The organism is Dolichospermum sp. UHCC 0315A, assembly GCF_008121535.1.
GTDB classification, from domain to species: domain Bacteria; phylum Cyanobacteriota; class Cyanobacteriia; order Cyanobacteriales; family Nostocaceae; genus Dolichospermum; species Dolichospermum lemmermannii.
The window spans coordinates 3227981-3253691 of the sequence record NZ_CP043056.1 but is presented as its reverse complement, the minus strand read 5'-3'; the positions used below and the strand labels follow the sequence as shown (position 1 = coordinate 3253691).

Here is a 25711-nt window from a genome sequence, read left to right as displayed (position 1 = left end):
ATTAGGTATAAAGTATGTTCTCCTTTGGTATTGAACATGAAGTTGCTTTTCTCAATCATCAAGGAAAATTCGCAGATTTCCAGAATACAAAATTTGCAGATTTTCAGCAAATTGTTGACAAATTACCTATCTATCCCACTGACTACCCACAATTAAGAGTTGGTGATGCTGGGATTAAGAAAAAGCGTTGGTATATTGAAGGATTTGAAAGATTTAGCGACTCTGAAGAAGTAATTGACTGTGTAGCTAAAGGTATTGAAATTAGAACAACTATCCACTCTACTATTCAAGGAGCAATTGATGAATTAACCGCAAGTTTTATTTTATTACGTGATGTTGCTGCTAACTTTGGTTTTTCACCTGTTTTAGCCAGTTTTAATCCCTATACTTGCGTATTTAAACCACAACCCCCATTAAATGATTTTGAAATTAGGCAATTACAAGCTTATCCAGATGAACAAACTGCTCATATTTATATGGTTTCCTATGGACCAGATTTAAATATTTCTATGGCAAATTTATCTACTGAAAGGTTAATTGACATTGGTAAAAAGTTAACTTATTACAGCCCTTACATCATTCCTTTTAGTTATAGTTCTCCTTTTTATAATGGTGGTTTATGGGAAGGTTTATCAGTGAGGACATTTATTAGAACAGGAAAAAGATCCGCAACATTAGTTTTTTTAGAAACAGCAGAAGAACTGATTAAAAGTGTGCCTTCATTAACAAAAATTGCCCGCATTCCCTCAGAAGTAGGACGGATAGAATTTAAAGCTTGTGATAGTTGTGATAATTTCGCTATTTATGCAGGTTTATTAGCTTTATTAAAAGGTTTAGTATTAGATGAAACTTTACCAGGTAGAGCTATGATACCTGATGCTAATTTACACCAAATTTCGGCAAAATCAGGCTTTGAAAATGAAGACATTTTCCTTAACTCTTACAAACTTTTACAAGTTGCTGAAATTGCCCTTAAAGATGATCCTGATCTTGAATTTTTAACTCCATTAAAAGTCATTTTATCCGAGAAAAAAACAAAATCTCATGAATTAATTCAGTTGTTCCAAAATTTAGGTTCAATTGAAGCCACTCTCAAGAAAAGTTATAACAGGTAATAGGTAATAGGTAATATTTACCAATGACCAATGACCAATGACCAATGACCAATCACCAATCACCAATCACCAATGACCAATGACCAATGACCAATCACCAATCACCAATGACGAATTACTTTTTCTTTTCCTCCTTTTCCTGACTAGGAGGAATTTGTTCAATAGGAATTAGTGATTCCATCACAGTTTTCACAATTGGTGCAGCTACTGTAGAACCATAGGCATTTTCTCCCTTTGGTTCATCCACAACTGCAAACACCACATAACGAGGAGATTCCACGGGCAAAATAGCGACAAAACTGGTAATTCTTGCACCCTTAATATATCCACCATTAGGACTAGCTTTTTGGGCTGTTCCCGTTTTTCCACCAATGCGATATCCGGAAATTTTTGCAGCTTTACCAGTACCCACATTCACTACTGTTTCCATCATTTCCACAACCTTTTGAGTAGTTGTAGCTGAAAAAATTTGCCGTGGTTCTGGGAGAGTCAGTGAATAGTGCGTTACTCCTTGACTATCAATTAATCCTCGGACTACATGAGGTGTCACTAATTTGCCCCCATTAGCTAATGCACCATGTAGTTGTACCAGTTGTAATGGAGTTAGAGAAAAACCTTGTCCAAAAGATGTTGTGGCTGGTTCAATGGTTGAAGAGATAAATTGTTCTTGACTTTTTAGTTGACCCGTAACTTCAAAGGGTAAATCTGTCTCAACCTTTTGTCCTAGTCCTAAACGTTCTAGCCAGTTGTAGTATATAGATGGTTTTAATCGTTGAATGATTCTCACCATGCCAATGTTACTAGAAGTTTGTAAAATCTCAGGAATAGTTAATCGGCGATAACCAGTTTTTTCGGCATTTTTGATCGTATGTATCCCGATTTTAATCGAACCAGGATCTTCAAAAGTATCGTCTGGTTTGATTGCACCATTTTCTAGAGCGATCGCCACATTTACAGGTTTAAAAGTTGATCCCGGTTCATAAAGATCAGCCACAGTCCAATTTCTAAACAGAGAAATATCAGATTTAGAATATTGATTTGGGTTATAGGTAGGTTGGGAAACCAAAGCAAGTATTGAACCATCAACCGCATCCATGACAACCACTGCGCCTCGTTTGGCACTAAATTTAGTCATTTGTTCTTTTAACGCCCCACGGGCTACCCGTTGCACACGGCTATCAATAGTTAATTGCAGTTTTAAATCATCAAAATGCAGAAATCCCTCAGTCGCATAATCCGGCATCAATGACCCATTACCAGACTTACTCATCCGAACTGTTTGTCCAGAACGTTCTAGTAACTTCTCCTGACTATATTCCACACCAGCCTGACCACGACGGTCAAGATTAACATAGCCCACCACATCTGCCACCAAATCATCTTGGGGATAAAATCGAGAGTATTTTTGAATAAACTCGAACCCATTCAAGCGCAGTGATATCAACTTATCAGTAATATCTTCAGAAACACCAGAAGCTAGTAAAATTCCACTGCGTTTACTTTGGAATATTTTAACTAAATCAGCCTTTTCTCTGCCAATAACTGGACCAATTTTCTCAGCAATTTCCTCCTGGGATAGATCGAATAACTTGGGATGGCTATAGACATTATAAACAGGACGGTCAATAGCCAATATATTATTACCTCGATCTACTACCGGACGACGGGGCATATAAGGGCGTAAATTGACCATTTGCTGGTTTCGTGCCTTTTGAGTCAGCTTTTTTCCCTGAACAATTTGTAACTGATATAAGTTAAATGCCAACCCTAGCATAGCAATCATTAACACACCCCACACAGCCAACAATCGTAATTTAATATTGGGTGGGTTTTCCGGTATTTTCGGATCAATATTTCCTATTTGAGATTGTTTAGAGAACTTTCGTTGTCGTCTGAATTCTAAATTACGTAAATTTCTCAATTTTGTTTTAATTGATGACTTCACCATTAGAGCAACATATAAGTTAGGGAATAGGAAATAGAAAGAATTTGACCAATTACCAATTAATATCCTAATGGAGAAGGAGGTTCAGGTTGTAATTCTGGTTGAGAAGTTGAAAATGACGATTTGGGATAATTATTAGATGTTGGTGGTAAGAAAATTGTCCCTTCAGAAGTTGGTGATACCATTTCCGTCCCAGGCTGTTCGGCTTCCTGTGCCATTTTGCTAGTCAGTGTCGCATTGGCAGTATTTAACTGTCGCTCATGACGTTGTAAGCTTTGTAGTCTACGGTACGAGTCACTCCAAAGCTCTTGAGAATATACTGTCCAACCATAAACTATTAATGTCGCTACCACTAATAAAAATGTGAAAACGGATGAATAGCGATTAACTGTATACATACGTAGCAACCATGTTGGCATAGTCGCAGCATTACTCATTTTATTTAGAGTAGCAGTTGATTGTTTATCGGTCTCGGTAGGTTGTTTTTTACTCGTTTCTAAGCTGGAAATGCGGGTTGCTGTCTTATTTCTGCGAGAACCTAAAAAATTTAAATTTATCCAAGCATTCCGGGAAATAGGTGATTTAACTGCTATCGGTTCACTCAGAAGTCGGGAGAAATTCTGTGTCTTTTTATTCCGACTTCGAGAACGTCGTCTATTCAATGACAAAGGAAACTTGCCCCATAACCAGGCATTTTTTGGGGAAACTGCTGATTTACGTTCAAAAACCATAATTTTTCTGATGGTAAATACTTTATTTTTGACTTGATTGAATTTTACAAGAAAGACTGGGAAGTTTGAAAGCCCCTGAGTAAGCATTGCGTAGCAATGCCTTATGTGCTTTAGACAGGGGATGAAAAGCAACTCAGGTGGTTTTAACCTAAAGTTGCATTAATTAGATCAAGAATTTGAAGCTATTCTAACTCTTAATCATGATCTATTCGTGTTACATATAATCTACAAGAATGTTACAAAAAAGAATGAGTTGAAATATGTAATCAGAAAGTCCTTAAAAAAAATCAATAAATAAGGTATCTTATTCAACAGGCTGCATATTTTATTGCCACAATTGGTGAAAGAGGAGTTATGAAGACAAGAATTTTTGGTTTGGCTCTAATGTTAAGTCTGGCTACCATGCTTGGAGCTTGTGAAGGTGGTAGTGAACCAGCAGGTACTACCAGTTCTCCAGCAGCAACAACAGGTGGCGAACCAGCAGATACTGGTGCTACCCCCGCAGCGACCACATCTCCCGCAGCTACTACATCTCCCGCAGCGACCACATCTCCCGCAGCTACTACATCTCCCGCAGCGACCACATCTCCTGCGGCTACTCCTAAAAACCCTTAATATAGGGTAAAATATTAACCTCTCCTGGGTAGTTGACATCTTGAAAAATTATTTTCTACAAAACTCTACTGAGAAAGTTAAGATAATTTGTAGATTAAAAAATAAAGATTCAACTGCCTAACAGTGTTAAGTTGGGTAAAAAACAGGAACATTCATCAGGTTTTGCTTCTGGGCTAGATTCAGTTCTCGCCCAGTCTGATTTTTTTATGTTCGTTTTCGTTTTGTCAGTAACCAAGTAAGATCAATGTATGTTGTTACTGCAATTTAGTACATCTCATTATTGTCGCAAAGCCCGATTGGCATTGGGTTATAAGGGAATTAGTTATCAAACTGAAAATCTGACTCCAGGGCTACACATCTTGAGGGTAAAGCCCTTAACTGGATTAACAACATTACCTGTACTGTTACCCCAAATTGTCGGACAACCCCAAGCTATTGGCGACTCTACAGAAATTTTCAAATTTTTAGAAGGCTATCAACCTGAACCTGCTCTATTTCTACCCAATTCAGAACAGCAAATTCAAGCTGCGACGTTGGAAGATTGGTTAGATGAAAGTATAGGAACAGCTACTAGGTTTGTATATTATCAATTTCGCGCTAGTGAAGGTAAGTCAATTGACCCTTCGCTATTTAGCCAAATGGTGATTAAAATAGTTAGACAACAATATGGTATTAATGATACTACCGTTGAATTAGCGCGAAAAAGACTCGCCAATGCTTTGTTAGTATTATCTGCATATTGGCAAAAAAGTGATTATTTAGTGGGTAGCCGCTTGAGTATAGCTGATATTGCGGCGGCGGCTTTATTGAGTCCTTTAGCATTGATTCCCGATTATCGTCAGGAGTATCCACAGGTTTTTGAACGAATTATCAATATCCACCAGCTATGTGCTGAACCATTACCACCTGGACTTGAGAAATTAAAAATTAGAAATTAAAAATTAAAAAAAATAGAATTTAGAACTCCAAGAGAAATTGATGAAACGCATACTGCTGCTTATTTTGGGCTTTACTACTAGCATTTTAGTCGCTTTAAGTGGTCATAGTGGTAAAGCAGTGATGGCATTACCACCACAAGCAGATATACCAGAGGAGATATTGCGAACAGAGATTATTCTAGCAGCGCGATCGCCCATTGATGGCAGAATCCTCACGCCCGCAGAATATGCCGAATTGCAAGCACAAATCCAAATAAGTCCACCACCACGTTTAGCCTCCGGTATCCGCGATAAAGTATTTTTGCTGCAACTACGCAAAACATTATTACAATTTTTCCCATTTTTAAGTATTTAATTAGGGAATAGGGGGTAGGGGAGGTGGGGGAGGTAGGGGAGGTGGGGGAGGTAGGGGAGGTGGGGGAGGTAGGGGAGGTGGGGGAGGTAGGGGGGAGAAAGAATTTTCCCAATAGACATCTCCGGTAAAGATTGTAGAGACGTTCCATGGAACGTCTCTACATGGGTTTCATGTCACGCATATTTAATTTTCGGAGATGTCTAATGACCACTGACCAATGACCAATGACCACTGACAACTAACAACTGACAACTGACAACTGACAGTGGCGACAAAGATGCAAGAATATGAATAGTTAAAAAGTAGATTTAGTTAATCACCATATATCACATAGGTAGCTTCATGTCCACAACCACAGTCGCCCCTGAACAGGTTAATCGCATTGTTGGCAATCAACATCACGATCCCTTTGAAATTCTGGGTTCTCATCTCATCGAGCAAAATGGTAAAACTGTCTGGGCTGTGCGAGCCTATCTCCCAAATGCCAGCGCTGCGTGGGTAGTAGTTCCAGAGGAACGGAAAGAATACCCAATGGATACAGTGCATAATCCACACTTTTTTGAATGCACCATTGAAACCCCAGAACTGAAAAATTATCAGTTACGCATTAAAGAAGGAGAACATGAGCGGGTAGTTAATGACCCTTATGCTTTCCGTTCTGCCCACTTAACAGAATTTGATCTACATTTGTTTAGTGAAGGCAACCATCACCGCATTTACGAGAAATTGGGAGCGCACACCACAGAAGTAGATGGTGTCAAAGGCGTTTATTTTGCCGTTTGGGCCCCCAATGCCCGCAACGTTTCCTTATTGGGAGATTTTAACCTGTGGGATGGACGCAAACACCAGATGCGGAAAGGACACACAGGCATTTGGGAATTATTTATTCCCGAAATCGGTGTAGGAGAACATTACAAATACGAAATCAAAAATTTTGAAGGACATATTTACGAAAAATCCGATCCTTACGGTTTCCAGCAAGAACCCCGGCCAAAAACCGCATCTATTGTCACTGACTTAAATTCCTACACCTGGAAAGACGAAGACTGGCTGGAAAAGCGGCGACACAGTGACCCCTTGAGTCAACCCATTTCCGTTTACGAAGTCCATTTAGGTTCTTGGTTACACGCTGCTAGTGCTGAACCTGCCAAATTACCCAATGGGGAAACTGAAGCTGTAGTTGTCGTTTCTGAACTAAAACCCGGCGCTCGGTTTCTGACTTATCGGGAACTAGCAGATAAACTCATTCCCTACGTTAAGAAATTAGGATATACCCATTTAGAACTCCTCCCAATTGCCGAGCATCCCTTTGATGGTTCTTGGGGTTATCAAGTAACTGGTTATTTTGCGCCTACTTCCCGTTTTGGTACACCTGAAGACTTCATGTACTTTGTGGACGAATGCCATAACAATGGTATTGGTGTCATTGTAGACTGGGTTCCTGGCCACTTCCCCAAAGATGGACATGGTTTAGCCTTCTTTGATGGTAGTCACTTGTATGAACACTCTGATGCTCGCAAAGGTGAACATAAGGAATGGGGGACTTTAGTATTTAACTACAATCGCCATGAAGTCCGTAATTTCCTAGTGGCTAATGCCCTGTTCTGGTTTGATAAATACCACATTGACGGAATTCGCGTTGATGCGGTTGCTTCCATGCTTTACCTTGACTACTGCCGAAAACCAGGAGAATGGTTGACTAACGAATATGGTGGTCGAGAAAATTTAGAAGCGGCAGATTTTTTACGTCAAGTTAATAGTTTGTTATTTAGTTATTACCCTGGTGTGCTTTCCATTGCGGAGGAGTCCACATCTTGGCCAATGGTATCTTGGCCTACCTATACGGGCGGATTGGGCTTTAATTTAAAATGGAATATGGGCTGGATGCACGATATGCTGGATTACTTCAGCATGGACCCTTGGTTTCGCCAGTTCCATCAAAACAATATTACCTTTAGTATGTGGTATAACCACAGCGAGAACTTCATGTTAGCTCTCTCCCATGATGAAATCGTCCATGGTAAGAGTAATATGATCGGTAAAATGCCCGGTGATGAATGGCAGAAGTTAGCTAATATCCGTTGTTTGTTTGCTTATATGTTTGCTCACCCTGGCAAGAAAACCATGTTTATGAGCATGGAATTTGGTCAGTGGAGTGAGTGGAATGCTTGGGCTGATTTGGAATGGCATCTTTTACAGTTTGAACCACACCGACAGTTAAAGGATTTTTTCCAGTCTCTTAATCATTTTTACCGTTCCGAACCTGCTTTATACACTCAAGATTTTGACCAAGCCGGGTTTGAATGGATTGATTGTACTGATAACCGTCATAGTGTGGTTTCTTTTGTCCGTCGTGACAAGAATTCTGACGATTTTATGATTGTGGTTTGTAACTTTACACCTCAACCCCATTCGCACTACCGTATTGGTGTGCCAGAAAAGGGCTTTTATACTGAGTTGTTTAATAGTGATGCTCGTCAGTATGGCGGTAGCAATATGGGCAATTTAGGTGGTAAATGGACTGATGATTGGTCTTTGCATAATCGTCCTTATTCCTTAGATTTGTGTTTACCTCCTTTGGGTGTATTAATGCTCAAGTTGGATAAACAGAAGTCTGCACAGGTGATAGAATAATCCTGTAGGGTGGGCATTGCCTACCCTATGTGCTTGTTAGGGATTTTATTTGTAAACATTAATATACTATGAGTTGACTATAAGTATGCTAGATGGTACTATCTTTCTATAGTTAAAACTACTGCTAAGTTACTACTATCAAATTAGTTTGTATGAGCATTATTTTGGTAACAGGGGCTGCTGGACTAATTGGTTCTGAATCAGTCAGGTTTTTTGCTGATCGCGGCTTTACAGTTGTTGGTATTGACAACAATATGCGGCAGGTTTTTTTTGGTGAGGATGCGTCAACAGAATGGAACCGCGATCGCCTTTTACAATATTATGGTGATAAATATATCCACCATAATATTGATATTCGTGATCACGAGGCCATCTCCCAAATATTTCAAACCTATAGTCAAGATATAAGTCTGATTATTCACACTGCGGCTCAACCTTCCCACGATTGGGCAGCTAAAGACCCTTACACTGATTTTACAGTTAATGCCAATGGTACATTGGTGTTATTAGAGAATACCCGTCAATATTGTCCAGAAGCCGTATTTATCTTTTGCTCTACGAATAAAGTCTATGGTGATACTCCCAATTTATTGCCCCTAATTGAACAAGAACTGCGCTGGGAAATTACAGAGACACATCCCTACAACCAGGGTATTGATGAAAGTATGAGTATTGATAACTGCAAACATTCGCTATTTGGAGCTTCTAAAGTAGCGGCAGATATCTTAGTGCAGGAATACGGGCGTTATTTTCACATAAAAACAGCTTGTTTTCGGGGAGGGTGTTTAACTGGTCCTGGTCATTCAGGTACTAAACTGCATGGCTTTTTATCTTACTTGATGAAATGTACCATGACTGGGCAGCCTTACCAAGTATATGGCTATCAGGGCAAGCAGGTTCGTGATAACATCCACAGTTATGATTTAGTTAATGCTTTCTACCACTTTTATCAAGCTCCCCGTGTAGCTGAAGTTTATAATATTGGTGGCAGTCGTTTTAGTAATTGTTCAATGTTAGAAGCAATTGGGCATTGTGAACTTATTGCTGATAAAAAGTTAACCTGGAGCTATGAGGAATCCAATCGAATTGGCGATCATATTTGGTGGATTAGTGATGTTCAGAAATTCAAAAATCACTATCCTAACTGGGATTTAACCTATACAGTGGCAGATATTTTAAAAGAAATTTTTGCCGAAAATATCAGCCGATGGGCGTAAAGTCAGAAGTAAAAATTGTAGATACCCCATTCTTATCTTTTTCTAAAAATGAAGCAAGATCAAGCGGAATATTTAAAAGTTTTATATGCTAATCGCTTTGATTCTAAACAGCGCAGAGCTAAGAATGCCTTGTGGAAAGTTTTAATCCAATCATTTCTACAAGCCCATGTTGGTAGAAATGGCAAAGTTTTAGTTTTAGATATTGCGGGAGGCTATTGTGAATTCATCAATCAGGTTCAAGCCCAAGAAAAGTTTTTGATTGATCTGAATCCAGATGCTCAAGACTTTGCTGATCAAAATGTCAAAGTCTTGCAGCTTGATATTCTGAATAAGATTAACCCAGAGATTTTACCTTGTGCTTATTTTGATGCTATTTTCGTCTCTAATTTTTTTGAGCATTTGCGTAGTAAGGAAGAATTAATTCAAGTTTTATCTTTTTGCTTTGAGCGTTTAAAACCGGGTGGTAATCTCTTAGTTATTCAGCCCAATTTTAAATATTCCTATCGGGAATATTACGACTTTATTGATCACTATCTTCCGATTACTGACTGTTCTTTAGAGGAAGTTTTGCGAGCAATTGGATTTTCTATTGAAATGATGATTCCACGCTTTTTACCATTTTCGACAAAGGGCAGACCTTCTTCCACTTTACTACTGAAAATCTACCTGAAGATTCCTTTGCTATGGAATTTATTGGGAGGACAACTATTTGTCAAAGCATCGCGCCCGTAAAACGTTCATGTTTATAGCAAGATTAATAATTTTCTATTATTTATGTTGAAAAAGCTATTTCGGCAAAGAGTTTTTAAGTTTCTCATCGGTGGTGGTGTTGCAGCAGTTATCAATTTGCTGTTGATATTTGGCCTGATTGAGTGGTTAGGATTTAACACCCCTACTTTACGCAATGTCGCTAATGCAGTATCCATTGAATTGTCGCTGTTAGCAAGTTTTTTCATCTACCGGGTTTGGGTTTGGCCGGGAGGTGTTTGGACAATAAGAGAAGTATTATGGCGACAAATTCCCCTTTATCATCTGTCCGCTGGGGCTGCTGTAATTACTCGAATCTTCATTGTCTTTCCTTTCTTAGATAAGTTAGGAGTTAATTACGCTATTAATACATTTGTAGGTGTATTATTAAATGCGGTTATCAACTATTTGATTAGCGATCGCTTAGTATTTAAAAATCCAGTTCAATCTGATCAAACACCAACACAATTTACTACAAAAATCTATTATCCTGAAGGATTAGCTCCTGGATTAGAGAATAAATCTTCTCACCCAAAACACCCTCAATCAGACAATTTAACAGGAATTAAAGTTTTCTCTATTGTCATTCCCGCTCATAACGAAGAAGGTTGTATTGTCCCAACTATTGAGTCCATTAGCCAAATATTAGAACAAAAAAAGATCGCTTACGAAATTCTAGTTGTTAATGATAACAGTCGTGATCAAACAGAAGAATTATTGCAGCAGCTAAATTCTGAAAATAGTCAAGTCCGTTATATCAATAACTATTATCCCAACGGTTTTGGTTTTGCTGTACGCTGTGGTTTAGAAAATTTTGAAGGTGACGCAGTAGCCATTGTGATGGCAGATAGTTCTGATGCACCAGAAAATATTGTTGATTACTACTATAAACTGCAAGAAGGATATGATTGTGTATTCGGTTCTCGATTTATTAAAGGAGGTAAAGTCATTGATTATCCGACGCACAAGTTACTTGTGAATCGTTTTGCTAATCTATTTATTCAAATTCTATTTGGCTTGAAGTTTAATGATACAACCAATGCCTTTAAAGCATATCGTCGAGAAGTAATTGAGGGAATTTCTCCTCTACTATCGCACCACTTTAATTTAACAGTGGAAATACCTCTCAAGGCTATTATCAGAGGATATTCCTATACAATTATGCCCATCACTTGGCAAAACCGCGCCACGGGAGTATCTAAACTAAAGCTGAAGGAGATGGGTAGCCGCTACTTGTTTATTGTTCTTTATGCTTGGTTAGAAAAATATCTTTCTAGAGGAGATTATCGGCGCAATCAGGCTCAGTTGGTAAATAGAAAACACAAGGTAATTTAGAAGGAGTTAATTCCATGAAAATGACCATTTTAGGAAAATTAAATTCCTTCCAAAATCAAGAGACTATTAGCTTACTTATAAATATAATAGGTTTTGGTTGTTTAATGGCAAAAATTATACTTACAAAAACCTCACCTACTTATGATGAACCTGCTCACTTGAAAACGGTAGAACTTTTAAATCATTATGGTCTTTCACTTCAGTTTTTGAAGGGAACTGATGTTTCAGCCCCAGGTCCACTATACGCAATAGTTCACTACTTACTTCAAGGAATAACTCACTTACAAGTTCCTGGAATTAGACTTGTTAATATTAGTTTCTTATTTCTGATAATTGTAATACTTGTATACACATTTCGTGAGATGAAATATAAAAAATTATGGTTTTTAAGTTTTGGTATCATGTCTGTACCAATAATCTGGCCTATATCAGGAATGGCTTTAACAGAAATACCTGCTATGTTATTTGCTTGTTTAAGTATATTGCTCTTATTAGTAGCTTTAGAGAGTAAGAATAGTTTTAGTAGTTTATTACTTTCCCTACTAGCAGGAGGATTTTTTGGATTGTCTATTTTAGGTCGCCAAACTTTTTTAGTGATGTTATTAGCGTTACCTTTACTAGCAATTCAATCTCCTAACAACACAAACCAAAACAGCAGATGGAAATACATATTAATTTTCTTGACCACAGCGATAATTATGCCTGCTATTCAATTTTATATATGGGGCGGCTTATTGCCTTCAGGGCAGGCTGGAATATCTACAGGTTTTTCAATAACTCATGGACTTCTATCCCTCTCTTATGCAGGAATAGTAATGCTTATTCTCGCTCCGAATTGGTTTAGTTTAGAGTGGAAATTTAATGTTCAAATATTTTTGACAATTTTGCTTTTAAATCTAATATTTGGTCTTGTTGATATAAAACCTGCAATGTCTCTAGCTCAAAGGTTCTTGTCGGATGGATTTCAGACAATCTACTCTAGAGGAGCATCATCTTTTATCCTTGCCATAGGCATTATTTTTGGTATTTCTACAATTAAGAATATGTGGAAAAACCGTAATGATAATGTTTTTTTATTTTTGTGTTTTTCTATGCTTCTTCTCGTTTTGTCATCTATAAAAATTACCCATCTATTCTCTAGTAGATATACAGCAACTTCTGTACCGTTTATGCTATTGGTTTCTGCTAAATATAGTCAAGATACGGAAAATTACTGGAAAATACCACGTGTAGCATTTGGTAATATTTTAGGTTTTTTGACTTTAGCATCATATTTAAATTAATAATTTAGATAATTAATACAAGTTAGTGACTTTATTTCAATGAAAATGAATAAAAAAGTTTTAATCACAGGTGGAGCAGGATTTGTAGGTAGTGCATTAGGTCTAGGACTTGCTCAACGCTATCCTGACTGGAAAATTACCGCTTTAGATAACTTAAAGCGACGAGGTTCAGAATTGAATTTACCCAGACTCAAACAAGCAGGGATTCAGTTTGTTCATGGTGATATTAGAAGTCAAGAAGATTTAGATCCCATCGCACTTCAACCAGATTTAATTTTAGAATGCTCGGCTGAACCTTCAGTATTAGCTGGGTACACTTCTCCGGGTTATGTGCTGCAAACAAACCTAGTAGGAACAATTAACTGCTTAGAATTAGCACGACAAACCCAAGCAGATTTTATTTTTCTGTCTACCAGTCGGGTTTATCCCATTGCTTACCTCAATGCTTTGGAATTTACAGAAACAGAAACCCGTTTTCAACTCTTAGAACAACAGCCTTTAGTAGGGGCATCAAATCACGGTATCTCTGAGGATTTTCCCTTAGATAAAGCCCGCTCTCTTTATGGCTCAACCAAACTCGCTTCAGAATTATTGATTGCTGAATATGCTGATGCTTATGGAATCAGAACTTTGATTAATCGTTGTGGAGTGCTAACTGGTCCTTGGCAAATGGGCAAAGTAGATCAAGGTGTGTTTGCTTTGTGGATGGCGTTTCACTACTTCCAAAAACCTTTAAAATACATTGGTTATGGGGGGACTGGTAAACAAGTTAGAGACTTTTTACACATAGCAGATTTATTAGACCTAATTGACATCCAGATTTATAGTCTAGAGGAATTAAAGGGGCAAACTTTTAACGTCGGTGGTGGAGTCAATAACACCCTTTCACTGTGGGAAACAACTCAGCTTTGTCAAGAAATTACTGGAAATCAGATTCCCATTACCCCTATTCCCGAAAATAGAACTGGTGATGTGCCAATATTTATTACAGACTCTCGGAAAGTGATGAATGCTACTGGATGGCAACCTCAAAGAGATGCCAAAAAGACCCTAACTGAAATTTATGAGTGGATTTGTCAATTTGAGTCCCAAGTCAGTGATATTTTTAATTAAGAGTTGTTTTTTCACTCAAACTTTGGCAAATAGACAATCTTGTACTTAGTTTCTAAGCGTACACAAGTATTACATGGTTTGAGAATGTCAGCCTATAAATTTTCTCAACAAAAGCACCCACTACTAGATAATAAAGCGCAAATCATTTAAAAAATTTAACATAGCATCATTAATGACAAATTAATATAAGTATTGAATCATAGATGCGATCGCTTAAAGTTAATTTATGGCAAAATGCGATATTACATAAAATGCCACTGCTTATACTATAGCGGTTATTGGTTGAGTGAAATACAAGAAACCCACCCCCAACACCCTCTCCGCAAGCGAGGAGGGGGCTTATGACTGTATATCATGCGAGTGCATACCGCTATAATGTTTGCAATGAATTATAATAATAATGATTCAGAGGATGATAAATATGAGTGTAGTTATTCCTAATGAAATATTAACCACAACTCGCATGAATGAAGAGGAAATGAAACGAGAAATTGCGATTATGCTGTTTCAAAAAGAAAAGTTAACTCTTGCTCAAGCTAGTCGCTTTGCTGGTATGAATCGTATAGCATTTCAACATTTACTCGCAAGTTATCAAATCCCTATTCATTACGGAGTAGAGGATTTTGAACAAGATATCAAGAATTTGCGGGAGATGGGTAGACTGTGATTGTTGTCAGCGATACTTCACCCATTAATAATCTTGCAGCTATTAACCAGCTTCACTTATTACAACAGCTTTACGGAACAGTTCTAATTCCTGAAGCCGTTTATCAAGAATTAACTGATCCTGATTTTCCCGTAGCTGGTGCAAAGGAAGTACAAACTTTTACTTGGATTCAAATCCGTGCAATTGAAGATAGGACGATGCTTAAAGCACTTAGCAGTGAACTTGATCCTGGAGAAGCAGAGGCTATAGTTTTAGCCTTAGAAATGAAAGCAGAACAAGTTTTAATTGATGAACGTCGTGGCCGCATGATTGCTGCTAGACTTAATCTCCATTACACCGGAATTTTAGGAGTTTTAGTAGAAGCCAAAAGTCAAGGTTTCATTTCGACTGTTAAACCGCTGTTAGATGATCTTATTAATAAAGCAGGATTTTGGGTTGCTGAACCTTTGTATAAAAGTGTTTTACGGCTAGTTAATGAAACAAAGTAAAATCAGGTCAGAAGATTATGGGTAATTATTTAATCATAGATGCGATCGCCAGTAGGGGCAAACCCCCTGTGGTTGCCCCTAATACTGCGGATCAATCAATAGGTGATCCCCATAACTAGAATCTAACTAGCTTTTTGATAATAAGCGTTGAAAAATAAGACTTTGGCGTTATTGGAAGTTGTGTAGGCATCATCTGGATTACCCCAACCAAGTTCTAAACTAATAGGGTATAAATAGCCGTCTTTGGCATAGGGTGTATCAGAAATATCGTCAGTTTCTACCCATTCACAGCGTTCTGCTAGTGCCAAGATTTCATTTGAGGTAATAGGTTTACCTTCATTACTGGTTGCCTGTACAAGTCTTAATCCATCAGTCTGGTTTAGCCATTGTTGTACAGTTTCAATGCTGGTTGCTACTGTCATCGCTGTCATACTCCTTTCGACATTTTTCTAGTAACCCCTTCTCAGTTTCCCCCAAGTGAGTTTCCCAACCTTGCTGGTAAATATGCTCAATGTCTTGCTCACTAGGACATTTACCCCGTCTTAACGCCTTTCTCCCTCTGAGAAAAGCTTCTGTATATCCTGGTCTAGTCATTTAAGGTTGGCGATCGCCCGGTAAATGCACAGTCTAGCACTTAGTTTCTAGCTTTACAAAAACATTACATAGCCTAAGAATATCAGCCTATAAATTTTCTCAACAAAAGCACCCACTACTAGATATAATTTTCTGTAAGTTGAAAAAAACATTAAGATTAGCGTAAAAATTACATTAAAATAAAGATTACGCTTTTATTAAACTGACTAGCTAAATACCCAAATTAGGAGGAATATATATGGCTCTCGTACCAATGCGGTTGCTTTTGGATCACGCTGCTGAACACGGTTATGGTATCCCCGCTTTTAACGTCAACAACTTAGAGCAGATTCAAGCAATCATGAAGGCTGCGGTGGAAACAGATAGCCCCGTAATCTTACAAGCTTCTCGCGGCGCTCGTAACTATGCCGGAGAAAACTTCCTCCGTCACCTGATTTTGGCTGCGGTAGAAACCTATCCTGAGATTCCCATTGTCATGCACCAAGATCATGGTAATGCTCCTTCTACCTGCTATTCAGCTATCAAGAACAACTTCACCAGCGTGATGATGGATGGTTCTTTGGAAGCTGACGCTAAAACCCCTGCCAGCTTTGAATATAACGTTAGAGTTACCAGCGAAGTTGTCAACGTTGCTCACTCTTTGGGTGTCAGTGTTGAGGGTGAATTGGGTTGTTTGGGTTCTCTAGAAACCGGTGCCGGTGAAGCTGAAGATGGTCACGGTTTTGAAGGTACTCTTGACCATTCTCAACTATTAACTGACCCTGATGAAGCTGTTGACTTCGTAGAAGCAACTCAAGTTGATGCTTTAGCTGTGGCTATCGGCACAAGTCACGGTGCTTACAAATTTACCCGTAAGCCTACAGGTGAAATTTTGGCTATTAGCCGCATTGAAGAAATTCACCGCCGTTTACCTAACACCCACTTGGTTATGCACGGTTCTTCTTCTGTACCTGAAGATTTATTGGCACTCATTAACCAATATGGTGGCGCTATTCCTGAAACCTACGGTGTACCTGTGGAAGAAATCCAAAAAGGTATTAAGAGTGGTGTGCGTAAGGTAAATATTGACACCGATAACCGTTTGGCTATTACTGCGGCTGTGCGTGAAGCTTTGGCTTCCAATCCCAAGGAATTTGATCCTCGTCACTTCCTCAAGCCTTCTATTAAATATATGCAAAAGGTTTGTGCTGACCGTTATGTACAATTTGGTACTGCTGGTAACGCAAGCAAGATTAAGCAAGTTTCTTTAGAAGATTATGCTGCTAAGTATGCTAAAGGCGAATTAGCAATGAGAGCGGCTGCTAAAGTTTAATTTGGCAGTATGAGAATTAGGGCATAGCATTGCTATGTCCCTACAACAATAAACCAGGTAACGTTAATGTTTCCTGGTTTTATTAATTAATGTGATAGACTTAAGTAATGGCATAAATAAGGCTATCTGTTATGACTACCAATTTACAATCTACATCCTTGAGTAGTTATCTTTATGAGCAGGATTATTGTTCGTGGCTAGAAACGACAGCTAAGTTATTGCGTAATCATCAATTAGATCACGTTGATTTTGAGCATTTGATTGCAGAAATAGAGGACATGGGGAAAGAGAAAAGACGTGAACTTAAAAACCGACTCATAGTTTTACTCATGCACTTACTCAAGTACCAATATCAATCTGAAAAACGTTCTTCTAGTTGGGTAAGTACAATTTGGGAACAGTTTTATCAAATTGAATCTTTATTGGAGGATAGTCCTAGTCTCAAACCTTATTATTTAGAACTATTTTCTGATTGTTATTTAAAAGCTGTTCGCGCTGCTAGTACGGAAACTAAATTACCTATTGATTCTTTTCCCACAGAGTCTTCTTTTCTCCCTGATGATCTGACTAATCCTGATTTTATCACCATGCAATTAAGTTCATAAATTTAATCGCAAATCCAGTTTCTTTAATTGATTGCCTAAAGATACTAATAATAGTAAGATGTGAAATTTATTGATTGCAATGGGCAATAAATCTGTTGGGAAAAAAAGGCCAAAAAATAGGGGGAAGTTGAACTTTCCCCCTGTTTATCGTTGTGATGATCATTTGGCTTTTGATTTTCTTTGAGTTTCTGTCTGAGCATCTGTCTTTGTTTTTTCAGTTGCCGTTTTCTAGCAGAACCACCTCGGCCTTTATCGTTTCTGCCCTTGTAGAGACGTTCCATGGAACGTCTCTACGATTTTTTTCGGAGATGTCTACTGTATTTTGGATTCAGTGAGAAAATATTTCAATCTGCAAGTAATTGTTTTAATTTTGTTGAATATGACTATGTAACATCACCAAGGTTTCCGCTAATTGACTCAAGCGATTTTCTAGGTCTTGTTTGCGTCCTAAGAGTTGCCTTAATCTTTGGTGACGAGCGATCGCTATACTGACACTAGGAACTTGTTCGACTGGACAGGGACGAGACCAGACCTGACCGGCTTTATCTACTCCACATAGTCGGTAGTCAGTATGTAGTGGTTTATGAGATTCTTTTTCACCATTAGCACAAATTTCTTCTACATAGTCCATGAGACGCTCTACTTCTGCATGGCGTAATGCTGCTGTTCCTACTGTTTCTGGCTCTTGGGCATTGGATTCCAACCAGCCATTAATAATTGGACCTTCTAAGTAAATATCTTGAATATTTTGGACTATTCTTTGTAATTCTATTTGCCAACTAGCAACTTTTTCTTGGATTTCTTGGAGCATATTCATGGCTAGGGCTGGGTTAGCGCCGTGACGATGATTGCTGAATGATGGAGTTTTAAATTTAGGCAGAGTTGGCGTTTTTTCTCCATTGTCTTGGGCTGGAAAAGCTGGGACAGAATCATGGTGAGGAAATAAATTTGCCTCTGGAATTTTATGATTAACTGGATCTGCTTCTAAGTTATTATTGGTTTGGGCGGTAGTTGGGGAATTTTCTCTAGATTCCTGGGGACGGATACTAATGCGAAAGGAAAAGGAACGTTTGGTTTCATCACCTATTTCTGTGGTGACTTCATCATTGCGAGTTCCTAAATCATGTAATGTTGCCTCGATCCGTTTTAACCCTGGTTTCATAAGAATATCCTCAAATTTATGGTCTTGATCAAGAAAGAATTCAGGAGTACAAAAAGGTGGCGATTGTGGGGATACTTGATTTAACTCGTGTATTCTTTCTGTTTAAATATTATATGATCAAATGATGAGTAAAGTGATTTTGGTGACTGGTGCAGCCCGTTCTGGTAAAAGTGAATGGGCGGAAGATTTGGCGATAAATTCCGGCAAAACTGTAGTGTACATCGCCACGGCTACACAAAATCCAGATGATCAGGAATGGCTTGCACGGATTCAAAAACATCAACAACGTCGTCCTCAAGATTGGATAACTCTGTCTGTACCTGGGGAACTGACTGCTGCGTTGGCTCAATCTCAGCCTAATACTTGCCTGTTGGTTGATTCTTTGGGAACTTGGGTGGCTAATTTTCTCGAAGATGAAGATTTAGTTTGGGAAAATACTGTGAGGGAGTTCCTGGAAATTCTGCCGTTAGTTGCGGCTGAGGTGATATTTGTGGCAGAAGAAACTGGTTGGGGTGTAGTTCCAGCTTATCCTATGGGGCGCAAATTCCGCGATCGCTTGGGTGCATTAGTTCGACAGTTAGGGACAATTTGTGAACCTGTTTATTTGGTTACGGGTGGTCATGTTCTGAATCTGAGTTTATTAGGTGTACCGTTACCAGCAATTAAGTCTTAATTCAAGTTTAAAGGAATCACTTTTTTGTTTCGCGCAAAGGAGCAAAGATAGTTAGATGTCAGAAAATTAATTAAAAATCAAGCTGTCACCATCATTTTTAGAATTGCTACTTAATCAATCTCTACCATAGTGGCACTTAGCACCCGATCAAAGCTAAAATTAGGAATTGGAGAGTTAACCCATGCCATGTTTGACATATTGCCTTTTCGCGTTGAATTAGATACAGTTGCGATCGCTGGAGCTTGTTTATGGGCTTTAGCATTATATTTGAGTTTTTCCCAAGTTAGAGAATGGGTAACGACACAACTCAATCGCTGGTTCAATTTTGCTGAACAGTCCCTTTATACCAGTCAGTCAGAATTTGAAAAGACACGCAAAGCCAGAGAAGCGCAAAATTCCTTCTATGCTTCACTATTTAGCATTTTCCCGTTTTTAATATTTGGTGGTTTATCTAACTGGATTTTAGATATCAGTTTAGGTAATAGTTGGGGAATTAGCATTGGGATACTTGCTTGTATGGGTGCTGGTGTTTATGAACTAGGACGCAGACAAGGGGAAGAGTAAATTTAAGTTTATGTACTTTGAATACTTTCAAGCATAGTTATTTCTGCATCAGTTAATTCATAGAGTTCATAAACTAATTGATTGATTTGTCTATCAGTGGCTTGAATTTGTTGCTGAATCATTCTTTTGGCTGGGGGTGTGTTTGCTTGATTGAGTTGTTGATGAAGATCAAGTATTTGTTGTACTAAATTAACAATTAAATCATGTTTTTGCTTTTCTGAAATTTGAGAATTATCAATAATTTTAATAGGAAGATTGCGAATAAACCGAGATTCAAAACTATAGTAACCACCTCTCATTGATGTAGATGATTTTTTGAGATAAAATTCTAGGACTTGACTATTTAACAATCCTAAAATGTATTCCCATGAATAAATAGATTTAACTAAAATTCCATATCCTCCAGCGACACCACCCGTAAAAAATATCTCCCCTGTTTTATCCCATGTAAATGATGAACCAGTCGCAATATCAGGAGTAAATATTTTTGGTAAAGCCATGACATTTAAAGCTTGAAATCTACTATATCCATACCAATTTTCTCCTAACATTTTACTATTTTCTCTACTTTCTAAATAATCTTTATTATCTAGTAAATAATTCCGGGTTAAAGGATATTCTTTTTCAAAGGTATTCATAGAAATTAATTCCATTGAACCATTATTTTTAAGCATATAGGGAAAAATAATCAACTTATTAGTTTTAGACAAATAATATCTTTTACTATCACCACCTTTAATCAAAGGATGTAGTAAATTAGATTCTAACCAGTATGTTATTTGTTTTTCTTTTGAAAAAACCTGGATTAAATTATCTTCCCGTGATAATTCTTCGACGATATATATTTTATCAGCACTGGTTTTAATTCCTTGAAAAATCCTTTCTGTTACATCTTCTAGTCTAGATTTAATTTGTTGTAATTTTGCAAATAAATTAGCATCTTCTCCCAAAATAAAATTCCATGCTAACCCAGAAACTAACGAATGATTAATAATTCCTGTTTGACTATTATGATTATTTTTCCAATCTATTAAATCAGTAACTTTTTCCATTTCTAAATCAGATTGTTGTGATTTTCTCAAGAAAAGCAAACAAGTATAAGTTGAAACTTTTGGAAACACTTGTTGATCTCCAAAATGCACTATTTTATGAAGATATTTACCTTCAGCAATTAATTTTCTGATAGATTCCCCATATTGAGCATTAAAAAACTTATGGGGTAAAATAAAACCTAAATAGCCATCTTTTCTTAATAGCTCTAATCCCTTTTCCACAAAGACAACATAAATATCATAGTTTCCCTTACTAGCAGAAACATACTGTTGTTTATAAAATTCAACTTCTAAAGCAGCCCATTCTTTTAAAGCTTGGATTCTAATATAGGGAGGATTACCAATAACTACATCAAAACCACCTCGTTTCATAATAACAGAAAAAGCCGATTTCCAGTCAAAAATATTAACTCTATAAGCCGTATTTTCGTCTAAAAAATTTAATTGAGTATGTTGATAAAATTCTGCGTCTATCAAGGTATTACCACACTGAATATTATAATCTAAATCAGGTAAAGCCCTTTCCTTAAATAGCTGTAATTGTCTGCTAATTGTTTCTCCTGATTCTCCTTCTAATACCTTTAATAATAAAGATAGTTTAGTTGTTTCTACCGCTTGTTGATCAATATCAACACCATAAATATGAGTTAATAAAATTTGCTTTCTCTCACTTGCAGTTAAACGCCATTGATGATCTGAAATTTGGTAGAATTTATTTTTGTATTTCTTGGGATTTTGTAAATATTGTTCTAAATACCAATCTAGGAGAAATTGATAGGCCACAATTAAAAAAGAACCCGAACCACAAGCAGGATCAAGAATTGTTATATCTTGGATTTTATCTGGTTTCTTATTTTCTAAAACCTTACCAATAGTTTGTTTAATAATATAATCAACAATATAACTAGGAGTATAATAAACACCTCCAGCTTTTCTTACTTCCGGTTTATCTTCAATAACTGCTTGACGACTTGCAGATATTTGAATGACTTTACCTAAAAATTGTTCATACACTTGTCCTAAAATTTCCACAGGAATCACAGAAAATTCATAAGGACTTTCTGGAGGATAGAGTTTTCTAATAATTAATGTTAAAATAGCATCATCTATAGTTAAATTCAAAGTAAAATCATCAGGATTTTCTCGTCTTTTTTCACCTTGAAAATGGAATAAACCCGAATTATAGCGATAATCTGCATTGATAAATAACCGCCCTAATTCTTGATAAAAATTTTCAAACTTTAATAAATTATATAACTGTTGATAAGGTTCAATTCCCCTATCTTCACAAATCCGTAAAAAGACAATTCTATTAATCGTCATTTGGACAGCAAAATTTAACTCTCTTTGTTCAATTTGGGGATTTCTCCAAACAATATTAGCAGCTAAATTTTCTCGCCAAATTTCAATTTCTTGGAGAAATTTTTGATCAACAGTAATCCCAGCTTTAACTTTAGTTTCCGCAAATCTTTCTAAAGAACCATTTAAGACAGCTTCCTTAGAAAAAAGATCATAAATCTCTTGCCATTTTTCCACATATTTTGTATAATGAAAATGTTTGATTCTCGCTATCAATGGAGAATCATTTTTATTTGGCATAATTCGACAATCATAAACTGCAAATTCTTCAAAATCTGTTAAAATGCTTAAAGGTAATTTTGCAGACCAGCCATAACGTCTGACTTGAAAGGCTGCACTCATATTATTACCAACATTAACAGCGGGTTTTTTCGCTTCCACAAAAAACTTTCTGACTCCACCAACCCAAAAACTATAATCAGGTGCTTTGGCTTTGTTTGCGTCGCTAATTTTTAAAGAATCTTCATGAACAACGTCTTTATAAATATCAGAAATTTGTCGTTCATTATTAATATCCCACCCTAAAGCAGCAAAGAAAGGATTGATAAATTCAATTCTAGTTTGTGTTTCATTAATTCCCCCTGCACGATACAATTCTATCGAAGAGTGAAAATGTTCAACAAGTTTAATAATGGTATCAGGTGCTTTCATATTTGAAAAAATGTTAGTTTTATATAAATCTATAATAACTCTTTTTTGACCAAAATTGCCAACTTTTCCGCAGCCCCACCTTCACCCCTAACACTGCGTAACTTATCCCGAATAGCTGCTAATTTTTCGGGATTTTCTAACAAATCTAAAACCATTTTTCCCACAGTTTCGGGTTGCAATTTACCTACCAATTCTGGAACAATTTCTGCTTGCGCCCAAATATTCGGCCAAGCTAACAAACCCTTATTTTTTATCATCCACCAATTAATTAATTTAGCAAAACTAGAACCTACTCCCGGTAAATTTGCTAATATTCCTGGTAAACCATCCCAAGAACGCATAGCATCTAATTGTTGAGTTGGTAATAGGACAATCATCGGGACAGCTAATGCACCTAATTCTGCGGTATTTGCACCAACTGTAGTCAAACAAATAGAACATTGAGATAATAAATGATAAGCGGGATTTTCTGATTTTAATGCTACTATTAAACCTGTGGAAGTCACCAAATTATCACCTATTAAATCAGCACCTTGAAAGTTAAAAGCTTTAGCCAATGGGTTATTTTCAGGTTTAGCAAAATCAGCTAAAGTTGATAAATCTAAAGTTGGTGCAACAGGAATAAAAAACTTCGTCTGGGGTAATTTACTGTGAATATATTCAGCAATAGCTAAAGTTAAAGGTACACCTTGGGTTAATTTTGCTGCTTTTGAACCTGGTAAAATGCCAATAATGTTAATTTGGGATTTGGGATTTTCAATTTTAGATGTTATTTCATTCTCTGCTGCTTCTAACATTAAATCACCAACAACAGTGAATTTATCTATATATTTAGGAGAAACATTTTTCGCAACTTGAGCTTTCATAATTGCAAATTTATCTATAAAATTGTGCCAACGCGCTGACCATTCGGCGTAAACTACTGTTTTATATCCTAACTTCTTACCAATAATAACGGGAAAAAGTTGATCACCACCTAAAAATACCACTGCACCTTGATTTCTCCAATCCCAATTTTCTGCGGTTTTTCCCCATAGTAAAAATTGCCAAAAATCTGCTGCTGCTTGAACTCTATCAACCTCTGGGTAGCCCAACGCTATAGCAGCTTCTTTTCCACTAGCATGGGGACAAGGTGATAATATTACAGAAATTCTTACTTGAGAAATATCATGTCCTAATTGTTCTCTCAATGCTTTGACAACAGGACGTACCCAAGTTGTAACTTCTCCTGGTCCATTGGAAAGAATGAGAATATCTACCGATGAAGTCATTTAATTATTACCTGATAAGTTATAAAATTCGATTATACCGATATATTGAATGAAGAGAATAAAACAGAATCTAGAAGTGAGCATCTCAATTAAATCTAGTAACCGGGTATCTAAAGTTTTGTATCATAGTTAATTAAATTAATAACAAAATCAAATAACAATGTACCATGGTGGTTAGTAGTGTAAATGTTTAATGCTTTCCTTGCTGTTTTCAAAGGGTATCAGGTAAGCTACGCCCTGATTTACCAATAGCAGAATGTGGAAGCTTTAACGGGTAAACTTAGTTGGGTGATACTGATGTCTAAGGAAAAAAAAGGTAATAAAGAAACTAAAAAGCCTAAGAAAGATGCCAAGGACAAAAAAGAGAAAAAAGACCCAAACAGATATGATGGTTTAGGCAAGTAAGAAATAGCAAGCAAATTCCTGAGAATTTCTTGTAGGTATAAAGCGGTATGCACTTGAATGAGATACTAATTTTAATCACGGAGTCCCACAATATAAGGGTTTTACTCCTGACGGCTGACCGCTGAAAGCTAAAAGCTGCTATAACAAGGGTTTTGGCTTAACCGACAGAAGCCCCACGCCTGACCCTAAGGGCAGCGTGGGATGAATGACGCGTGAATTAACGACAGTTTTTCGACCAATGCGATAGCAAGGAAGGAAAATATGGAGACAATTCACAAAATTTGTGTTATGAATTGAATATCTCGGCAAGGCGAGAGAATAGCGATAACCAAGCTAGATACATGATCATTTTTGTTGATTAACCTTGATTTTGCCTTTGGAACGAGGGGTCAGCCTATCGCCTTAACATCAGTCTTGTTGTTCTCGAAGAGCAAAAAGCTGTTAACTGGGTAGGAAGCCTATACTTACCCGCAAGGGAAGTGTAGGTAGTTCACGCTCACAGATTAATGGAATTATCCGTGTAGATAGATGGATAATTCCATATTTTCGATCAATGATCATCCTAAGTTACAGATGCTTTTTTACAGGGCTGTTTTTGAGTGATTTTAGTGTTATCGTACCAGTTTTAACAGATATCAAACCATTGATTTATCAAGGTTTTAGGTTTATATGGCTAACTCCACGCTAATGATTTAACCCTAAATAGACTTCAACTCTAACTACTAAACTTCAAAATATTATAATCTAATGGAGCTAAGCGGATTCGAACCGCTGACCCCCTCAATGCCATTGAGGTGCGCTACCAACTGCGCTATAACCCCGAAATTCCAATGCAGTAAGCTTTTTGGCTTATTGGTTGGTTTTTTTTATTTGTCTCTTT

Annotated in this window: 25 protein-coding genes and 1 tRNA gene; 17 read left to right on the top strand and 9 right to left on the bottom strand. The window is 37.2% G+C overall.

Annotation, left to right across the window (positions count from 1 at the left end):
• Window positions 1-14: 14 nt before the first annotated feature.
• Window positions 15-1115 carry a glutamate--cysteine ligase gene (locus BMF77_RS15810; RefSeq protein ID WP_148764074.1) on the top strand — a complete coding sequence of 367 codons (1101 nt, stop codon included), beginning with the start codon at window positions 15-17 and terminating at the stop codon, window positions 1113-1115.
• A gap of 115 nt (window positions 1116-1230) precedes the next feature.
• Here the strand turns inward: BMF77_RS15810 and BMF77_RS15805 are convergent, their stop codons facing one another.
• Window positions 1231-3063 carry a penicillin-binding protein 2 gene (locus BMF77_RS15805; RefSeq protein WP_148764072.1) on the bottom strand — a complete coding sequence of 611 codons (1833 nt, stop codon included), beginning with the start codon at window positions 3061-3063 and terminating at the stop codon, window positions 1231-1233.
• A 56-nt stretch (window positions 3064-3119) separates the two neighbouring features.
• Window positions 3120-3791 (bottom strand): hypothetical protein, encoded by a 672-nt coding sequence (locus BMF77_RS15800; RefSeq protein WP_148764070.1) that lies wholly within the window; start codon window positions 3789-3791, stop codon window positions 3120-3122.
• 354 nt (window positions 3792-4145) lie between these two features.
• Between BMF77_RS15800 and BMF77_RS15795 the strand changes: the two genes are divergently transcribed.
• The 11 genes from BMF77_RS15795 (at window position 4146) to BMF77_RS15735 (ending at window position 15183) form a co-directional block, all read left to right on the top strand.
• A complete protein-coding gene (locus BMF77_RS15795) occupies window positions 4146-4406 on the top strand; it encodes a hypothetical protein (protein WP_210422208.1) in 261 nt (86 codons plus the stop codon).
• Window positions 4407-4654: 248 nt separating this feature from the next.
• The gene (locus BMF77_RS15785) at window positions 4655-5344 is read left to right on the top strand and encodes a glutathione S-transferase family protein (protein ID WP_148764068.1); all 690 of its coding nucleotides are present in this window, start codon (window positions 4655-4657) and stop codon (window positions 5342-5344) included.
• A 40-nt stretch (window positions 5345-5384) separates the two neighbouring features.
• Window positions 5385-5699: a hypothetical protein gene (locus BMF77_RS15780; protein WP_148764066.1), complete on the top strand. Its 315-nt coding sequence runs from the start codon at window positions 5385-5387 to the stop codon at window positions 5697-5699.
• A gap of 342 nt (window positions 5700-6041) precedes the next feature.
• Window positions 6042-8333, top strand: coding sequence for a 1,4-alpha-glucan branching enzyme (gene glgB, locus BMF77_RS15775; RefSeq protein ID WP_148764064.1), 2292 nt, complete (start codon window positions 6042-6044; stop codon window positions 8331-8333).
• A 152-nt stretch (window positions 8334-8485) separates the two neighbouring features.
• The gene (locus tag BMF77_RS15770; protein ID WP_148764062.1) at window positions 8486-9550 is read left to right on the top strand and encodes an NAD-dependent epimerase/dehydratase family protein; all 1065 of its coding nucleotides are present in this window, start codon (window positions 8486-8488) and stop codon (window positions 9548-9550) included.
• A gap of 48 nt (window positions 9551-9598) precedes the next feature.
• Entirely contained in the window at window positions 9599-10282 is a 684-nt protein-coding gene (locus BMF77_RS15765) for a bifunctional 2-polyprenyl-6-hydroxyphenol methylase/3-demethylubiquinol 3-O-methyltransferase UbiG (protein WP_148764060.1), read from the top strand.
• 42 nt (window positions 10283-10324) lie between these two features.
• A complete protein-coding gene (locus BMF77_RS15760) occupies window positions 10325-11632 on the top strand; it encodes a glycosyltransferase (RefSeq protein WP_148764058.1) in 1308 nt (435 codons plus the stop codon).
• Between the two features lie 14 nt (window positions 11633-11646).
• Window positions 11647-12915, top strand: a complete 1269-nt coding sequence (locus tag BMF77_RS15755) for a glycosyltransferase family 39 protein (protein ID WP_148764056.1) — start codon at window positions 11647-11649, stop codon at window positions 12913-12915.
• A gap of 45 nt (window positions 12916-12960) precedes the next feature.
• Window positions 12961-14028 carry an NAD-dependent epimerase/dehydratase family protein gene (locus BMF77_RS15750; RefSeq protein WP_148764054.1) on the top strand — a complete coding sequence of 356 codons (1068 nt, stop codon included), beginning with the start codon at window positions 12961-12963 and terminating at the stop codon, window positions 14026-14028.
• 421 nt (window positions 14029-14449) lie between these two features.
• A complete protein-coding gene (locus BMF77_RS15740) occupies window positions 14450-14695 on the top strand; it encodes a UPF0175 family protein (RefSeq protein WP_053540774.1) in 246 nt (81 codons plus the stop codon).
• Complete coding sequence (locus tag BMF77_RS15735; protein ID WP_148764052.1) at window positions 14692-15183, top strand: DUF3368 domain-containing protein; 492 nt, start codon at window positions 14692-14694, stop codon at window positions 15181-15183. The genes BMF77_RS15740 and BMF77_RS15735 overlap by 4 nt, the downstream gene beginning before the upstream one ends.
• A 122-nt stretch (window positions 15184-15305) precedes the next feature.
• On the opposite strand, the gene BMF77_RS15730 is transcribed toward BMF77_RS15735, so the two are convergent.
• Together BMF77_RS15730 and BMF77_RS15725 are read right to left on the bottom strand one after the other, a co-directional pair.
• Window positions 15306-15605, bottom strand: a complete 300-nt coding sequence (locus BMF77_RS15730; protein ID WP_148764050.1) for a hypothetical protein — start codon at window positions 15603-15605, stop codon at window positions 15306-15308.
• Window positions 15583-15777 carry a hypothetical protein gene (locus tag BMF77_RS15725; protein WP_015080550.1) on the bottom strand — a complete coding sequence of 65 codons (195 nt, stop codon included), beginning with the start codon at window positions 15775-15777 and terminating at the stop codon, window positions 15583-15585. Before BMF77_RS15725 ends, BMF77_RS15730 begins: the two co-directional genes overlap by 23 nt.
• A gap of 238 nt (window positions 15778-16015) precedes the next feature.
• Between BMF77_RS15725 and fba the strand changes: the two genes are divergently transcribed.
• Together fba and BMF77_RS15715 are read left to right on the top strand one after the other, a co-directional pair.
• Window positions 16016-17089, top strand: a complete 1074-nt coding sequence (gene fba, locus BMF77_RS15720) for a class II fructose-bisphosphate aldolase (RefSeq protein ID WP_148764048.1) — start codon at window positions 16016-16018, stop codon at window positions 17087-17089.
• A 131-nt stretch (window positions 17090-17220) separates the two neighbouring features.
• The gene (locus BMF77_RS15715; protein ID WP_148764046.1) at window positions 17221-17694 is read left to right on the top strand and encodes a DUF29 domain-containing protein; all 474 of its coding nucleotides are present in this window, start codon (window positions 17221-17223) and stop codon (window positions 17692-17694) included.
• Between the two features lie 44 nt (window positions 17695-17738).
• On the opposite strand, the gene BMF77_RS27990 is transcribed toward BMF77_RS15715, so the two are convergent.
• Window positions 17739-17975 (bottom strand): hypothetical protein, encoded by a 237-nt coding sequence (locus tag BMF77_RS27990; RefSeq protein ID WP_148764044.1) that lies wholly within the window; start codon window positions 17973-17975, stop codon window positions 17739-17741.
• A gap of 83 nt (window positions 17976-18058) precedes the next feature.
• Entirely contained in the window at window positions 18059-18856 is a 798-nt protein-coding gene (locus tag BMF77_RS15705; RefSeq protein ID WP_148764042.1) for a hypothetical protein, read from the bottom strand.
• A 124-nt stretch (window positions 18857-18980) separates the two neighbouring features.
• Between BMF77_RS15705 and cobU the strand changes: the two genes are divergently transcribed.
• Both cobU and BMF77_RS15695 read left to right on the top strand, forming a co-directional pair.
• Entirely contained in the window at window positions 18981-19529 is a 549-nt protein-coding gene (gene cobU / locus BMF77_RS15700) for a bifunctional adenosylcobinamide kinase/adenosylcobinamide-phosphate guanylyltransferase (protein ID WP_148767023.1), read from the top strand.
• A gap of 186 nt (window positions 19530-19715) precedes the next feature.
• On the top strand, window positions 19716-20093 hold the full coding sequence (locus BMF77_RS15695) for a hypothetical protein (protein WP_015080556.1): 378 nt from the start codon (window positions 19716-19718) through the stop codon (window positions 20091-20093).
• 8 nt (window positions 20094-20101) lie between these two features.
• On the opposite strand, the gene BMF77_RS15690 is transcribed toward BMF77_RS15695, so the two are convergent.
• The gene (locus BMF77_RS15690; RefSeq protein ID WP_148764040.1) at window positions 20102-23155 is read right to left on the bottom strand and encodes an Eco57I restriction-modification methylase domain-containing protein; all 3054 of its coding nucleotides are present in this window, start codon (window positions 23153-23155) and stop codon (window positions 20102-20104) included.
• Between the two features lie 29 nt (window positions 23156-23184).
• A complete protein-coding gene (locus BMF77_RS15685) occupies window positions 23185-24426 on the bottom strand; it encodes a lipid-A-disaccharide synthase (RefSeq protein ID WP_148764038.1) in 1242 nt (413 codons plus the stop codon).
• Window positions 24427-24684: 258 nt separating this feature from the next.
• On the opposite strand from BMF77_RS15685, the gene BMF77_RS26795 reads away from it, so the two are divergent.
• Window positions 24685-24831, top strand: a complete 147-nt coding sequence (locus tag BMF77_RS26795; RefSeq protein ID WP_158310534.1) for a hypothetical protein — start codon at window positions 24685-24687, stop codon at window positions 24829-24831.
• Between the two features lie 748 nt (window positions 24832-25579).
• On the opposite strand, the gene BMF77_RS15680 is transcribed toward BMF77_RS26795, so the two are convergent.
• Window positions 25580-25652: transfer RNA gene (locus BMF77_RS15680), tRNA-Ala, on the bottom strand.
• Window positions 25653-25711 lie beyond the last annotated feature (59 nt).